Origin of the sequence: Rhodococcus sp. IEGM 1306 (assembly GCF_036541985.1) — a bacterium.
GTDB classification, from domain to species: domain Bacteria; phylum Actinomycetota; class Actinomycetes; order Mycobacteriales; family Mycobacteriaceae; genus Rhodococcus_F; species Rhodococcus_F qingshengii.
In genome coordinates, this window is the sequence record NZ_JAZHFF010000013.1 from 69,498 (window position 1) to 84,694 (window position 15,197).

The following is a 15,197-nucleotide window of genomic DNA, read 5'->3' on the forward strand; positions in this document are numbered from 1 at the left end:
TGAGGCTATTCATGACTGAGCGCGTTCAGGTCGGCAGTCTTCAGGTTGCCAAGGTTCTCTACGACTTCGTGGTCGAGGAGGCTCTTCCCGGCACCGGTGTAGACGCCGAAACGTTCTGGGCCGGCGCCGACAAGGTCATCACCGAGCTCGCACCGAAGAACCGCGACTTGCTTGCCAAGCGTGACGATCTGCAGGCTCAGATCGATCAGTGGCATCGCGATCACGCCGGCGCTCCCATCGACGCCGCCGCGTACAAGGCGTTCCTGCAGGAAATCGGCTACCTCCTGCCGACGCCTGCCGAGTTCTCGGTCACCACCGCGAACGTCGACACCGAGATCACCTCGACGGCCGGCCCGCAGTTGGTCGTGCCGATCCTCAACGCGCGCTTCGCACTCAACGCGTCCAACGCCCGCTGGGGTTCGTTGTACGACGCGCTGTACGGCACCAACGCCATCTCCGAGGAGAACGGCGCCGAGAAGGGTTCCGGCTACAACAAGGTCCGCGGCGACAAAGTCATCGCCTGGGCGCGTGAATTCCTCGATGCGGCAGCACCTCTCGCGTCGGGATCGCATGCAGATTCAACCAGGTACGTTGTCGACGGCAGTGAACTGAAGATCACGTTGGCAGACGGTACTGTCACCACGCTCGCCCAGCCGGAGAAGTTCGTCGGCTACCTCGGCGAGAAGGACGCACCGACGAGCATCCTGCTGCTGAACAACGGATTGCACGCCGAGATCCAGATCGACGCCTCGTCCCCGATCGGCAGCACCGACGCCGCCGGCGTCAAGGACGTCGTTCTCGAATCCGCCGTCACCACGATCATGGACTTCGAGGACTCGGTCGCCGCTGTCGACGCCGACGACAAGGTTGTCGGCTACCGAAACTGGTTGGGTCTCAACCGCGGTGACTTGTCCGAGGAGATCAAGAAGGGCGCCAAGTCCTTCACCCGCACGCTCAACGGCGACCGTAAGTACACCGCAGTCGACGGCAGCGAACTCAGCCTGCACGGTCGTTCGCTCCTGTTCGTCCGCAACGTCGGTCACCTCATGACCAACCCCGCGATCCTCGACGCCGACGGCAACGAGGTCCCCGAGGGCATCCTCGACGCCTTGATCACCAGTGCCTGTGCAGTGCACGGCCTCTCGATCAGTGACGCCAACGGACCGCTCGACAACAGCCGCACCGGCTCGATCTACATCGTCAAGCCCAAGCAGCACGGTCCCGAGGAAGTTGCCTTCACCACCGAACTGTTCGGCCGTGTCGAGCAGGTCCTCGGGCTTCCGGAGAACACGCTCAAGGTCGGCATCATGGACGAGGAGCGTCGTACGACGGTCAACCTCGCCGCCTGCATCAAGGAAGCCGTCGACCGCGTGGTGTTCATCAACACCGGCTTCCTCGACCGCACCGGCGACGAGATCCACACCTCCATGGAAGCCGGCGCGATGGTGCGCAAGGCCGAGATGAAGAAGCAGAAGTGGATCGGCGCCTACGAGGACTGGAACGTCGACACCGGTCTGGCCTGCGGTCTGCAGGGCAAGGCTCAGATCGGCAAGGGCATGTGGGCCATGACCGAGTTGATGGCGGACATGCTCGAGCAGAAGATCGGTCACCCCAAGGCCGGCGCCAACACCGCGTGGGTACCTTCGCCGACCGGCGCAACGCTGCACGCGACGCACTACCACCGCGTCGACGTGTTCGCTGTTCAGGACAGCCTGAAGGGAAAGCCGCGTGCGAGCGTCGACGACATCCTGACCATCCCGCTCGCTCCCAGCACCGACTGGACGGACGCGGAGAAGAAGGAAGAGCTCGACAACAACTGCCAGTCCATCCTCGGCTACGTGGTCCGTTGGATCGACGCGGGCGTCGGCTGCTCCAAGGTTCCCGACATCCACGATGTCGCGCTCATGGAGGATCGCGCCACGCTGCGCATCTCGAGCCAGCTACTCGCCAACTGGCTGCGTCACGGCATCGTCAGCGAGAGCGACGTTGTCAGTGCACTCGAGCGCATGGCCCCGGTTGTCGACCGTCAGAACGAGGGCGACGCCGAGTACCGCAACATGGCACCTGATTTCGATTCCAACATCGCGTTCCAGGCTGCCAAGGAACTCATCCTCGAAGGCGCGAAGCAGCCCAGCGGATACACGGAGCCGATCCTGCATCGCCGCCGCCGCGAGTACAAGGCCGCCAACGCCTGATTTCACCTTCTTCGAACTCGAAGCTGAACCCGAACAGCCTCGGCACCGCTCCCGGTGTCGAGGCTGTTCGCGTGGGCCCCGAAGTTTCGTCACTAGACTGGCCGAGGACACAGTCCGTTCAACAGACATTCTTCGAGTGACCAAGGTAGGGCAAGGTACGTGGGCGAACATCGCGGCGGGTCAGGCGCCAGAGGTATCAGTAAGGGGCCGATTCTCGTCGTCGTGCTGATCGTCTTGATCGTGGCAGGCTTCTTCGGATGGAAGGCCCTCAGCAACCGGATCGACGATCAGGGACAGCAGGCAGCCGGTACGTGCGTCGAGGGCAACAAGACACTCGACGTCACCGCGGATCCGTCCATAGCCCCACAGGTCGAGGAACTGGCGAAGCGGTACACCCAGACCTCGCCGGTGGTGCGTGATCACTGCATCGCCGTCGTGGTGCACGGTGCGCCGTCCGCGTCGGTCTCGACGGCACTCGAAGCCGGTCCGGCGGCCCCCTGGGACGACGCAGCATTGGGACCACGTCCCTCCCTGTGGATCCCGACGAGTTCGTTCGAACTCGCGCCACTGTCGGGCAAGGCCGTGATCAACGGTGATCCTCGCTCGCTCGCGAGTTCCCCGATCGTTCTGGCAGCCGGTCCCGAGACCGCGGCAGCATTGGCCGGCGCAGCATCGAGTTGGAAGTCTTTGCCTTCCGATCTGACGGTCGCCCTGCCGGTCGGAAGTACCGAAACCTCGATGGCTGCACAGGCGATCGCTGCCGACGTCGCCGATGCGGGTGCCGGACCGGTCACGACGGATCAGGCGAAGTCCGCTCAGGTCAACGCTGCGCTCAGTGCACGGGCGTTGCAGTTCCAATCCTTGCCGACTCCCCCCTCGTCCACCGCCGAAGCCCTCGGAGCACTGAGCGCCGGAACACCGGATTCGGTGAAAGCCGTTCCGGCCACGGAACAGTCGATAGCGCAGAGCGCGAACGCGGCGATGACGACGTACTCCCCCGCCGGCGCAACGCCAGTCGCGGACTATCCGGCGGTCATCGTCTCGGGCAGCGGGATCGACGAAACCGCGTCGCGCGCAGCGGCACAGTTTGCCGATTTCATGCGTGAGCCGAATCAGTCACAGTTGTTCGTCGGCGCCGGTTTCCGGGTCGAGGGCCAAGACCTTCCCGATCTCGGGGCGGTGTCCCCGGCCAAGATCTCGTCCACTTTGAAACCGGCTTCGGCGGAGACCGCAGCGGCGCTCGGTGACATAGTCGCCAACCCGGTCTCGCCGCGTAGTGCCACCATCCTGATGGACACGTCGGCGTCGATGGGTACCGACGACGGTGGCACTACCCGCTTGGCGAACATTGCCTCGGCGGTGAATACCCAATTGGGTCGCAGCCCTGACGCTTCGGACATCGGCCTTCGCGAGTTCAGCACGGGCACCGACGGAAAACCGTCCGAGCGCATCCTGGTTCCGGGCGGTTCACTGTCCGAGCCGAATCGGCGTGCCACGATCACCGATTTCCTCAACGGGCTTCGGGCCGGCGGAAAGATCTCCAAATACCCGGCGCTTGCCAGCTCCTACAAAGCCGCCGTGGACGGTTTCGACGCGGGGCGAGTCAACTCGGTGCTGCTGATCACCTCGAGTACGCCTGACGAATCCACCACGACGCGAGCCGAACTGCTCAGCGCGATCGCCGCTGCGGGCAATCCGTCGCGTCCGGTACAGGTCGACGTGATCGTCGTCGGTGCGGGCGACGACGTCTCCACACTCCAAGACGTCTCGGATCGGACGGGCGGAACATTGGTTCGGGTCGATTCGACGTCCGACCCCGCTCTCGCGGCCGCAGTGACCAAGATGCTGTCCTGATGGGGCGCGTCGCGGTTTTTGCAGTCCTTCTCGCCCTTCTGACCTGGTTCCTGCATCGCCGACTCGTTCGCGCCACCGGCATCCCGAGGCGATGGGCTCGTCTCGCCGACACTGCGCTTGTCGTCTTGGCGGTCTCGACGCTCATCGGGGTCGGCAGCGGCGAAGTCTTTCCGACATCGTGGGCGCGACCGATCGGATTTGTCGGATGGGTCTGGCTGGCTTCGTGGCTGTATCTGATTCCCGGACTGCTCGTGATCGGCCTGTTCGCCGGGATCGGTCGACTACGTGCACGCCACACGGATACCACGACCGAAGTCGACCCAGCCAAGCGTCGTACGTTGCAGTTGGCTACGGCAGCAGTCACTCTCGCGGCGATCGGCACCGCCGGCTACGGCGTCTACGAGGCGTCGGGCCCCAAGATTTCCCGCGTCCGCGTGCCGCTCGCTCGCCTACCTGAGGGCTTCAACGGATACCGGATCGCCTTGATCACCGACCTGCACGTGGGACCGGCCCGCGGGGTCGACTTCACCCGCAAGGTGGTCGATATCGTGAACTCGCAGAATGTCGATCTGATCGCGATAGGCGGCGACCTCGTGGACGGAACCGTCGCGAAAGTTGCTCCCGATCTTGCTCCGCTCGCCGATCTTCGGGCGCCCGACGGAATCTTCGGAGTCAGCGGAAACCACGAGTTCTACGCCGACGACGGCGGCAAATGGCTCGACGTGTGGGAGACATTGGGGATCACCACACTTCGCAACAGCCGCACCTCGATCCAGCATGGCGGCGATACCATCGACATCGTGGGCATCCACGACTACACGTCGCCGGCCCCGTACGAGCCGAACCTGACTGCCGCGCTCGCAGGTCGCGATCCGAATACTTTCGCCTTGCTTCTCGCGCACGAACCGCGTCAAGCGATCGAGGCATCCGAGATGGGTATCGATCTGCAACTGTCCGGGCACACTCACGGCGGTCAGATGTGGCCGCTGCGGTATCTCGTTCCGCTGCAGCAGCCTTCGGTGCAAGGCTTGGACAGGGTCGGAAACACAGTGCTGTACACGACGCGTGGCGCCGGGGCTTGGGGTCCGCCGGTACGCGTCGGCGCCCCGCCGGAGATCACTGTTCTCGAACTCGTACACGAGAGGTGATGATCTCCGGCGGGCACACGCCTTAGTTGCCTGCGAACGCTTCGATCGGCGGGCAGGAGCAGACCAGGTTGCGGTCGCCATGTGCACCGTCGATACGACGCACGGACGGCCACACCTTCGGGCGAGCCTTGCCACGCGGGAAGACGGCGATCTCACGCGAGTACGGGTGATCCCACTGCGCTGCAATGCTTCCCGCAGTGTGGGGAGCACCGCGTAGCGGGTTGTCCTCCACCGTCCACTCGCCCGCTCCGACGCGATCGATTTCGCCGCGAATGGCGATCATCGCCTCGCAGAACTCGTCGATCTCTTCGAGGTTCTCGCTCTCGGTGGGCTCGACCATCAGCGTGCCGACCACGGGGAAGCTCATGGTCGGAGCATGGAAACCGTAGTCGGCCAGACGCTTTGCGACGTCGTCGACGGTGACGCCGGTGTCCTTGGTCAACCCCCGGAGGTCGAGGATGCACTCGTGCGCGACCATGCCGTTCTCGCCGGTGTAGAGAACCGGGAAGTACTCGTCGAGTCGACGCGCGATGTAGTTGGCCGACGCGATGGCGGTCAGGCTGGCGCGGCGCAGGCCCGCAGCACCCATCATCCGGATGTAGGTCCAGGTGATGGGCAGAATGGACGCACTGCCGTACGGCGCTGCCGAGATCGTTCCTCCACCACCGAGTTCGGGGGCCATCGGGTGTCCGGGTAAAAACGGCGTCAAGTGTGAGCGCACACCGATCGGGCCGACGCCGGGTCCGCCGCCGCCGTGCGGGATGCAGAAGGTCTTGTGCAGATTCAGGTGGCTGACGTCGCCGCCGAATCGGCCCGGACGGGCAAGGCCGACAAGCGCATTGAGGTTGGCGCCGTCGACGTACACCTGGCCACCGGCGTCGTGTACCGCTGCACAGATGTCGGAGATCTCGTGCTCGTAGACACCGTGTGTTGAAGGGTAGGTGATCATGATCGCGGCGAGACGCTCGGCGTGATCGGCGATCTTCGCGCGCAGATCGTCGACGTCGACGTCACCGTTGGGACGGCAGGCGACAACCTCGACGCGCATCCCGGCCATGACGGCAGAAGCCGCATTGGTGCCGTGAGCACTCGACGGAATGAGGCAGGTGTCGCGGTGGTCGTCGCCCCGGCTGAGGTGGTAGTTGCGGATCGCGAGCAGGCCCGCGTATTCCCCCTGGCTGCCGGCGTTGGGTTGCAGGCTGACGTTGTCGTAGCCGGTGACCGCGACCAGCCAGTCTTCGAGATCCTTGATGATCTTCAGCAGACCGGGCGCATCCGATGTCGGCGCGAACGGATGGATCGCGTTGAACGCGGGCCAGGTGATGGATTCCATCTCGGCGGTCGCATTGAGCTTCATGGTGCACGAACCCAGCGGGATCATGCTGCGATCGAGGGCGATGTCCTTGTCGGACAGCGCGCGCAGGTAGCGAAGCATTGCCGTTTCCGTACGGTAACGGGTGAAGGCTTCGTGCTGCAGGTAGTCGGAGGTGCGCTCCTGAGCAACCGGAACCGAATTGCCCTCGGCTTCGATGGCGACAACAGCATCCTCGATCCCGAACGCGTCGAGCACGGCAAGGACGTGGTCGGCGGTCGTGGCCTCGTCGCAGGAGATACCGACATGATCGGCGTCGACCAGACGCAGGTTGATCCCGGATTCCTTGGCCGCAGCGACGACGTCGGCCGCCTTGCCCGGAACCTGAGCGAGCACGGTGTCGAAGAACGAATCGTGGACAACGGTCACGCCGCCTTCGCGCAGGCCGTTTGCCAACGCGTGTGCGCGGGCAGCGACGCGCAACGCAATCGCCTTGAGTCCCTCGGCGCCGTGGTAGCTCGCGTACATCGCAGCGAGGATGGCGAGGAGCACCTGAGCGGTACAGATGTTGGACGTCGCCTTCTCGCGGCGAATGTGCTGCTCACGTGTCTGCAGCGCCAGGCGGTATGCCTTGTCTCCGTCGGCGTCGATGGAGACGCCGACCAAGCGGCCGGGCAGCTGACGCGCATGCTTGGAGTGCACGGCCAGGTAACCGGCGTGCGGTCCGCCGTATCCCATGGGAACACCGAAACGCTGGGTGGTTCCGAAGCACGCATCCGCGCCGAGCTCACCGGGTGAGGTGATGAGCGTCATCGCGAGGAGGTCTGCGCCGACGGCAACCAGTGCGCCGCGCTCGTGAGCTTCCGCGATGATCGAGGTGTAATCGACGACTCGTCCCGAGGCACCTGGGATCTGGGCGATGACGCCGAAGAAGTCACCTTCCGGAAGACCAGCGGTGAGGTCCGCAGAGACGATCTCGATTCCGAGCGGCTCGGCGCGAGTCTCGATGACGGCGAGGGTCTGCGGGTAGAGATCGGCGTCGACGACAAATCGTGGGGACTTGCTGCGGTTCGCGCGGCGCAGGAGCGTCATGGCTTCGGCAGCGGCGGTGGCCTCGTCGAGCATCGACGAGTTTGCCAGTTCCATGCCGGAGAGATCGGCGACCATGGTCTGGAAGTTGAGGAGGGCTTCGAGACGGCCCTGGCTGATCTCCGGCTGATACGGGGTGTACGCGGTGTACCAGGCCGGGTTCTCGATGATGTTGCGCAACAACACCGGCGGCGTCAACGTGTCGAAGTAGCCGAGGCCGATCATCGACGTCGCGACGGTGTTCTGGGCTGCGAGTGCAGTCAGTTCGGCAAGTGCCTCGTGCTCTCCGACCGGAAGCGGCAGAGCGTCGAGTCCGGCAGCGATGCCGTTCGGGGCAGCGTCGAGGATGACGGAGGGAACGGCCTTGGTTGCCAGTTCGTCGAGTGAATCGACCCCGACGAGTTCGAGGATGCGCGCGAGTTCCGCGGCGTTCGGACCGACATGGCGGTCGGCAAATATACGGCTTGCAGCGTCGATCACGACAACTCCCAGACAGATCGGAGGATCAGGACACACACCGAACTGCGGTGTGTTCCTCCCCCTCTGTCGCATGCTCGATTCCCGAGCGCCTGAGAGATTCGGTAGTGATCCGCCGAAGGCGGAAGCCACAGCCTTTCCCCGTCGGCGGGTGGGTTGTCCCACCGCTTTCCAGAGGCGTCGGAGCCCGTACGGTCCTTGGTGCCTGAGAGATTGACGGGGAGGTATTGCTCCTTCGGCGCCCTGATCCCGCTCACGACTGACCTTTGAGACAAAGACTGAAACAAAGACAAGTTCGGTGAATCGGTATCCGAGGCTCTCCCGTACGCCGGCGACGCAGGCCCAGTCTAGTTGACCGAAACGCCTACCTGCACCGTGGCATCCTCCAAAGAGATGTGACGTACGTTATCCGGTTTTGCGGCTGGCGCGATTCTTGCGTCGCGAAGCCAACTCGTCTTCCGGGTTGGGATCACTTTCACCGCCGTCGGCCCGCTCGGCGGGGAAGTCGGCGATCGTTCCGGTGAGTTCACGCATCGCGCCACTGACTGCGATGCCGAATACGCCCTGCCCACCCTGGAGGAGGTCGACGACCTCTTCGGGGGACGTGCATTCGTACACGGTGGTGCCGTCGGAGAACAGAGTGATGTTGGCAAGATCGCGGACGCCACGCTTACGGAGGTGATCGACGGCAACGCGGATGTTCTGCAGTGAGATGCCGGTATCGAGCAGACGCTTCACGATCTTCAGAACGAGAATGTCCTTGAAGGAGTACAGACGTTGGCTTCCGGATCCGGCAGCGCCACGGATCGACGGAACAACCAACGACGTCCGTGCCCAGTAGTCGAGTTGGCGGTACGTGATCCCGGCGATCTGGCACGCACTGGGTACCCGATATCCGACGAGGTCGTCGGGGATGGAATCGTCCGGGAACAGGCCCGGCTGCAGCTCTTCGGAAGACATTTCTGCAGTCGCGGCACTACCGGCTATGCCCGTCCCGCGCTCATTCGACTGTTCTTCCACTGCCGTCTCCCTCTCGCTTCGCCATCATGTAACCAACCTGTGCTATCAGCAGTCACGAGAATCCCGTGCCGACCGAACTTTCAGATGTGAATCCAAGGCAGGTAATTCCATGAGTGGACTTACCCAGAGTACGCCTCGATCGACAAGGCGAGAAGATCTCCACCGCACGCAACGGTAAGTCCAGGAGGGTGCATGGTCAACGCAACACGCCGACCGAGACTCAACCTCTACTTGAGAGTTGAAGACTAAAGTCCGCAACCAGTCAATTCAGGCTAACCATCAGTGGCTTTGAAATCGTCCGGCGAGATGGTGTCGAGGAATTCCTTGAACTTCTCGACCTCGTCTTCGCGCTCGTCGGGAATGACCAGACCGGCCTCGGCGAGAACAGCCTCCGACGCGAAGATCGGAACGCCGATGCGCAGGGCCAATGCAATCGAGTCCGACGGACGTGCCGAGACAGTGGTCTGCTCGTCGAAGACGAGATCCGCGTAGAAAGTGCCCTCTTGCAGGTCCACGATCCGAACTTCCTTGAGGCTCCGACCGAAAGATTCGATCAAGATCTTGATCAGGTCGTGAGTCAGCGGCCGCGCCGGCTCGACTCCCTGTTGTTCGAGAACAATCGCGGTAGCTTCGGTTTGCCCGATCCAGATCGGCAGGTACCGATCGCCGTCGGACTCTCGCAGCAACAGGACCGGCTGATTCTGAGGCTGCTCGACACGAACTCCGATCACACGCATTTCGCCCATCGAGCTTGCCTCCAACCTGACGTGATCCAGCCGACCGACTCCGATGCGGTCGTACTGAAATTCTATTCGAGTGTGCCCCGCTGATCGAGGAACTCAGCGATCGAGACTTCCCCGAACTGCCGATTTGACCAGACACGTGTGCAAAGTCAGTGACAGAGCGGCCAGCTCCCGCACCATTTCCTCGGCACGATCACGTGCTCCGGCGTCACGACCCTTGGCAACCGGTCCGGCGATCTGAGTCACCAGTCCCGCTTCGCGATCAGCAGCCAACTTGAACGCGCGCAGATGGCGAACCTCCAAGCCGTACTCGGACATCGCCTTAGCGGTGCGCGCCAACGTCACGGCATCCTCGTCGAAGAAGCCCGCCGCGCCGGGAACGACCAAACCGGTGCGGATCAGATCGGTCAGAAACCGATCGTCGATGTCGGCGCGCGCGAGAAGATCCTGACGACCGACTCGAACTTCGCGATCGACCCGGAACGCCTCGGGTGAGACATCGCCCGTAGCGATCGACAGGACGCGAGCACGACGAGGCGCAGGAACTTCTGCACTCACCGTCGCTGCGCCACTGTCGATCGCTTCGAGTTGTTCTTTGATCACTTTGAGCGGCAGGTACTGATCGCGTTGAGCGGTCAGCACGAAGCGAAGACGCTCGCAGTCCTCGACAGAGAATCTGCGGTATCCCGACGGTGTCCGTTGCGGGCTGATCAAGCCCTCGGACTCGAGGAAACGGATCTTCGAAATCGTCACGTCGGGAAAATCTGGACGCAACCGATCCAGCACGGAACCAATCGACATTCCGGGCTGGCTCTGCTGCCGCACTGCCGTCATTAGCTACCCGCACCTGCTGACGACTCGCCGACCTGCGAACCGCCGGCACGAGGGCCGGTGAGGAACACCAGACGGAACTTGCCGATCTGAACCTCGTCACCATTCGCGAGAACTGCCGAATCGACAGGTTCACGGTTGACGTAGGTGCCGTTGAGGCTTCCGACGTCGACGACGTGGAAATCTGCATCTTCCTGACGGAACTCGGCGTGACGACGGCTGACGGTCACGTCGTCGAGGAAGATGTCACTGTCCGGGTGCCGACCTGCCGACGTCGTCGGCTGATCGAGCAAGAAGCGGGATCCTGCATTCGGTCCCCGCTTGACCACCAGAAGTGCGGCTCCGGCGGGAAGGCCTTCCACGCCCGAAACCGGCTGCTCGGCGGCCGGTGCTGCAGAGGAGGTGTTGTCGAGCTCATTGAGGAAGTCCGCGCGGAAAACCGAAGTGGTCTCCGCCGGCGACTCCCCATAGCCCGCGTCGTTACCGTTCTCGCTCACTGTTTCTCCTCCTGGGTCAATCATCCAGATCATGAATCACTGGACTACGCAGTGCACTTTCTTCACGAGCATCTTTCACAGTCACGTTCGATACGGCCCTGCGCCCCGACTCGGCACATGCGTACCTAACGACCGTACCCTGCGCAGACCGCCGTGTGCAGCGAGACAGGCCGCGACACAACACGAGTTGGCCGGTCCACGCGCAGGTTTTCTACTCGGACGTGAGTCCCTTGTATGCCTCCGCGTCCAGAGTTGCCGCGAGTGCGGCGTCGAGTGTGGCCTCGTCGGCAACCTCGAGTTCGACCAACCAACCCGTGTCGTACGGGTCGGTGTTGACGAGGTCGGGCTGTCCGTCCAATTCACCGTTCGCTGCAAGAACTTTCGCAGTGAACGGAGCAAAGATGTCGGAGACGCTCTTGGTCGACTCGACCTCACCGAGCGATTCACCGGCGGTCACGTCTTCGTCGACAGCGGGAAGCTGGACGAACACGACGTCACCGAGCTGCGACTGAGCAAAGTCGGTGATACCGACTCGAACTGAGGTCGGGCCGGTTCGCTTCACCCACTCGTGCTCCGCGGTGTAGCGCAGATCGGTAGGTGTATCGAGCTCACTCACAGTGGCTTCCTTTCACAGGCCGTCCGAAAGTCGGACGCAAAAAGATCAATTTCCGGGTTGAGCGTATTGGCGCGGATTCAATTGTCGCAAGACGGAGATCGTGACCTGCTGCGATTGCTCGACGGACGACGTTCCTCCATTGCGTGCGACATTGTCGAAGACGCCTCCGGGAATGTTCAACGCTGCCGCCAATGTCGGCGGATCTCCGATCGCGGTCACAGTGTACGGCTGCTCGATCCGGGTTCCGTCCAATTCGATCTCGCCGCCACGCCCACTCACCCACGAGTTCACGCCGATACGAATGGGTTCGCCGTTCGCACCTGCGATCGAGATGGCTTCGGCACCGGCAGCACGCAGTTCCTGGATGAGATCGAGAATCACTTCCGATCCGACGCCGCCCGCCGGATCTGTCAGGGTCATCGTCACACCCGGTCCAGTGGCCGGAGCGGTCCCCACTTGAATGGAGAGTGAGGTCAGCCGCGCCCGCGCCTCGTCCAGCGCTGCTCCCGTGTTGCCACCGGCTTCCAAAGTGGCAAGCGATTCCTGAAGATTCGCGACTTCCTGCCTCAGCGCGGCTTCGCGCCGATTCAAATTGTCGAGAACCACCAGGAGGTCGGCAGGGCGCGCGGCGTCGAGTGAATCTCCGGCCACTGTGCTGCGTACCTGTGTGGCAATCGCAACGCCGAGCACGCCCAACAGCACAGCAGCGAGGATTGCGAAGACGACGTTGGTGCGGTGTTTGGACGGTGAACGCAACTCGTGACGACCTTCACCCGCAGTGGTGACGGGAGGTTCTTCTTCCGGTTCGGTCGTGGAATGTTCCGCCATGACTCACGCTCCGAACAGTCGGCGTCGCAATGCCGCTGCGTTGCCGAAGATCCGGATACCCAACACGACGACGATCGCCGTCGAGAGTTGAGTACCGACACCCAACTGATCACCGAGCCAGACGATCAACGACGCGACGAGCACGTTGAAGACGAAGGAAACCACGAACACCTTCGCGTCGAAGATTTCGTCCAGATACGCGCGTAGTCCACCGAAGACGGCGTCGAGCGCCGCAACGACAGCGATCGGAAGATAGGGCTGGATCACGTCGGGCACCTGCGGGCTGAAAACTACGCCCAGGACGATGCCGACGACCAGTGCTGCGAGTCCGTACAGGGCGGAACCGGCCTTCATCGAACTCCTTCTGTCACTTGGGTTCTGTGGGTTCTGTTGCCACTCGGACGGCGCGAGGCGCCGCAGGCGGCAGAGTCAACGAATCGTCTTCGGCCACCGCGAAACCGACTCCGTACAGTTGCGAGACGCTAGACATTCTCACGTAGGCGTCGCTGACGACGAATTTCCGCTGCAGTGCTCGCGTGTCTCCGATCGCCTCGACGAGGTACGGGGAGAAAACAGGTTGGTTGTCGACGAGCATCGCGCCGCCCGCCTGACGAATGGTCACCGTCGGCCCGATTCGCACGCCGCCGACGGCGATCGCCTCCGCTCCCCCAGCCCACAGGGCGTTTACGACGGTCTGCAGATCGCGATCGAGGACAACTGTCTTACCGCCGACACTCCGTTGCGACGCATCCGAGAGGTTCGGGCGTCCGGCCGGGTCGGTCAACGTCACCACCAGTCCCTCTCCGTGAACAGCTTCGGCTCCTGCGCCGGATTCGACCGCTCGCAGTTGGTCGAGGACGGCGCTGCCGCGTGCATCGCCTTCGAGCGCCACGCCGCGCGCGGCGTCGACGGCTCCGCCGAGTGAATCGCGGGACGCGGCCAGTGAATCGATTCGATCCTCCGCATCACGGACCTTCGCCACCAACTCGCTTCGAACCTCTTCGGTGCCGGTCACCTGCTTCGTCGCCTGAACAGCCGAGACCGTGACGATGAACCCGATCAACAGTGCGCCGAGGGCCAGCCACGGCCCCGTCTTCGAGGATCTGTTCTTGGTGTGCTCGTGCTGGCGTTCGAATGCAGTTGCCTCGTAGCCCGGGTCGAGATGTTCGGTCATGAGTGACCGAAGCAGCGACGGTACCGGGTTACGACGGACGTCCTCCCCGGTCGACTTCATCGGGGCACGACCTCGTGGGTTCGCGCAACGTCAACGGCCTTGAGCACGTAGATCGCGGCAGTCCACACGTACAGGACGGTTCCCCAGATCAGGAAAGCGAAACCGAAGGCATGGGTGAACGGTCCGATGGCCCAGTCTCCGTGCCCGGCAAGAATCAACGGCAGCGCGAACATCAGTAGGAAGGTCGCAGCCTTGCCGAGATAAACCACCTCGGGCGGTGGCAGGCCACGCCTGCGGTAGATCGGCAGCGTCAACGCAAGCAGAAGATCACGGCCGATGAGTATCGCTGCGACCCACCAGGGAATGAAATCGCGGGCGACGAAGGTGACCAGTGTCGTCACGACGTACAGACGATCGACCAGCGGGTCGAGAAGCGCTCCCAGACGCGAGGTCTGTCCGAGCACTCTGGCCAGCTTGCCGTCGAGCCAGTCGGTGAACCCGCTGAGCATCAGCAGCGCCAATGCCCAGCCGTCCGAGTGCGTGACGAGCAGCAGGTAGGCGAACAGTGGCAGAGCGAGTAGACGCACGATACTGAGCACGTTGGGAACAGTGAGAATCCGATCCGTGGGGATCGGTTCTTGTTCGCCAGAGTTCACTGCACACACCTCGCGTCGTTCGATTGCCGTGCGGCCAGCTTTCCACAGCACGACGGACTATTCGCCGAGGCGCCGTAGCCTGAACTGTCCCGAGCGTGTCGAGCTGCCCTTATCGCCAGGCGAACACCGGCTGCTCGAGCTTGTCGATGCGCGTGTGCCGTCCGTTCAGCACTTCGCGGAACTGATAGATGACGGCTCCGGTCGGCGCATGGATCAGGCTCGTTCGGAACGGCCATTGGATCACCGGGTTCGGTGACTCCGCGATGGTGACGAAGCGCGAGTCCACGTCGAGCTCCTCCGACGTGACGGCATACACCTGGGCCACCTCGTCGGGATTGGGTACCAGTCCCCCGATGTCCTCGCCCGACCACATGACGAACGGCCGGATCACGAATCCCGAACGAGTGACGTAGTCGTCGAGCCGGCCGATGATCTTCGACTCGGGAACGTCGACACCCAGCTCCTCGGAAAGTTCCCGAACCGCTGCCTGTTCGGACGACTCGCCCGGGTCGACGCTTCCGCCCGGCAACGCGAATTGACCGGGGTGGGCGCGCATCTTGCTCGGCCGCTTCGTCACCGGGAACACTGGTGTTCCGTCCGCAGTCCGCATGACGACGATGACCACCGACGCCGAGCGCCTTCCGTCCAATTCGACCGACCGAGGTTCGAAAGCGGCAAGTGAGGCGACCACGTGGTCCCGATTCAGTAAATCTCCGTTCACCATGGCTCGACAGTAGCGCCACGAGACTGAGACCCT

At 63.2% G+C, this 15,197-nt stretch carries 14 protein-coding genes and 1 riboswitch; of the genes, 3 read left to right on the forward strand and 11 right to left on the reverse strand.

Going from position 1 to position 15,197, the window contains the following annotated elements; genetic code table 11:
- Positions 1 to 11: 11 nt before the first annotated feature.
- The 3 genes from V3587_RS27020 to V3587_RS27030 all read left to right on the forward strand — a co-directional run bounded on the left by V3587_RS27020 (position 12) and on the right by V3587_RS27030 (position 5,197).
- A complete protein-coding gene (locus V3587_RS27020) occupies positions 12 to 2,195 on the forward strand; it encodes a malate synthase G (protein WP_210377155.1) in 2,184 nt (727 codons plus the stop codon).
- Between the two features lie 159 nt (positions 2,196 to 2,354).
- Positions 2,355 to 4,049, forward strand: coding sequence for a VWA domain-containing protein (locus tag V3587_RS27025; protein WP_210377157.1), 1,695 nt, complete (start codon positions 2,355 to 2,357; stop codon positions 4,047 to 4,049).
- Positions 4,049 to 5,197, forward strand: coding sequence for a metallophosphoesterase (locus tag V3587_RS27030; protein WP_054187381.1), 1,149 nt, complete (start codon positions 4,049 to 4,051; stop codon positions 5,195 to 5,197). The genes V3587_RS27025 and V3587_RS27030 overlap by 1 nt, the downstream gene beginning before the upstream one ends.
- Positions 5,198 to 5,219: 22 nt before the next feature.
- Here V3587_RS27030 and gcvP read toward each other — a convergent pair whose 3' ends face one another.
- From gcvP to V3587_RS27085, 11 genes are all read right to left on the reverse strand, one after another.
- On the reverse strand, positions 5,220 to 8,078 hold the full coding sequence (gcvP, locus tag V3587_RS27035) for an aminomethyl-transferring glycine dehydrogenase (RefSeq protein ID WP_047270500.1): 2,859 nt from the start codon (positions 8,076 to 8,078) through the stop codon (positions 5,220 to 5,222).
- 53 nt (positions 8,079 to 8,131) lie between these two features.
- Positions 8,132 to 8,260, reverse strand: a riboswitch (glycine riboswitch).
- Positions 8,261 to 8,480: 220 nt separating this feature from the next.
- Entirely contained in the window at positions 8,481 to 9,035 is a 555-nt protein-coding gene (locus tag V3587_RS27040) for a MerR family transcriptional regulator (RefSeq protein WP_021344354.1), read from the reverse strand.
- A 332-nt stretch (positions 9,036 to 9,367) separates the two neighbouring features.
- Positions 9,368 to 9,841, reverse strand: coding sequence for a bifunctional nuclease family protein (locus V3587_RS27045; RefSeq protein WP_003946194.1), 474 nt, complete (start codon positions 9,839 to 9,841; stop codon positions 9,368 to 9,370).
- 93 nt (positions 9,842 to 9,934) lie between these two features.
- Positions 9,935 to 10,672, reverse strand: coding sequence for a transcriptional regulator FtsR (ftsR, locus tag V3587_RS27050; RefSeq protein WP_003946161.1), 738 nt, complete (start codon positions 10,670 to 10,672; stop codon positions 9,935 to 9,937).
- Positions 10,672 to 11,166, reverse strand: a complete 495-nt coding sequence (gene garA, locus V3587_RS27055; RefSeq protein WP_003946166.1) for a glycogen accumulation regulator GarA — start codon at positions 11,164 to 11,166, stop codon at positions 10,672 to 10,674. Before garA ends, ftsR begins: the two co-directional genes overlap by 1 nt.
- A gap of 211 nt (positions 11,167 to 11,377) precedes the next feature.
- Positions 11,378 to 11,782 carry a glycine cleavage system protein GcvH gene (gcvH, locus tag V3587_RS27060; RefSeq protein WP_003946160.1) on the reverse strand — a complete coding sequence of 135 codons (405 nt, stop codon included), beginning with the start codon at positions 11,780 to 11,782 and terminating at the stop codon, positions 11,378 to 11,380.
- 45 nt (positions 11,783 to 11,827) lie between these two features.
- Positions 11,828 to 12,610, reverse strand: coding sequence for a DUF881 domain-containing protein (locus V3587_RS27065; RefSeq protein ID WP_007731994.1), 783 nt, complete (start codon positions 12,608 to 12,610; stop codon positions 11,828 to 11,830).
- A gap of 3 nt (positions 12,611 to 12,613) precedes the next feature.
- Positions 12,614 to 12,964, reverse strand: coding sequence for a small basic family protein (locus V3587_RS27070; protein WP_003946178.1), 351 nt, complete (start codon positions 12,962 to 12,964; stop codon positions 12,614 to 12,616).
- Positions 12,965 to 12,977: 13 nt separating this feature from the next.
- Positions 12,978 to 13,844: a DUF881 domain-containing protein gene (locus V3587_RS27075; protein ID WP_003946177.1), complete on the reverse strand. Its 867-nt coding sequence runs from the start codon at positions 13,842 to 13,844 to the stop codon at positions 12,978 to 12,980.
- Positions 13,841 to 14,440: a CDP-alcohol phosphatidyltransferase family protein gene (locus tag V3587_RS27080; protein ID WP_030537518.1), complete on the reverse strand. Its 600-nt coding sequence runs from the start codon at positions 14,438 to 14,440 to the stop codon at positions 13,841 to 13,843. Before V3587_RS27080 ends, V3587_RS27075 begins: the two co-directional genes overlap by 4 nt.
- Positions 14,441 to 14,549: 109 nt before the next feature.
- Positions 14,550 to 15,164, reverse strand: coding sequence for an NUDIX hydrolase (locus tag V3587_RS27085; RefSeq protein WP_054781509.1), 615 nt, complete (start codon positions 15,162 to 15,164; stop codon positions 14,550 to 14,552).
- Positions 15,165 to 15,197 lie beyond the last annotated feature (33 nt).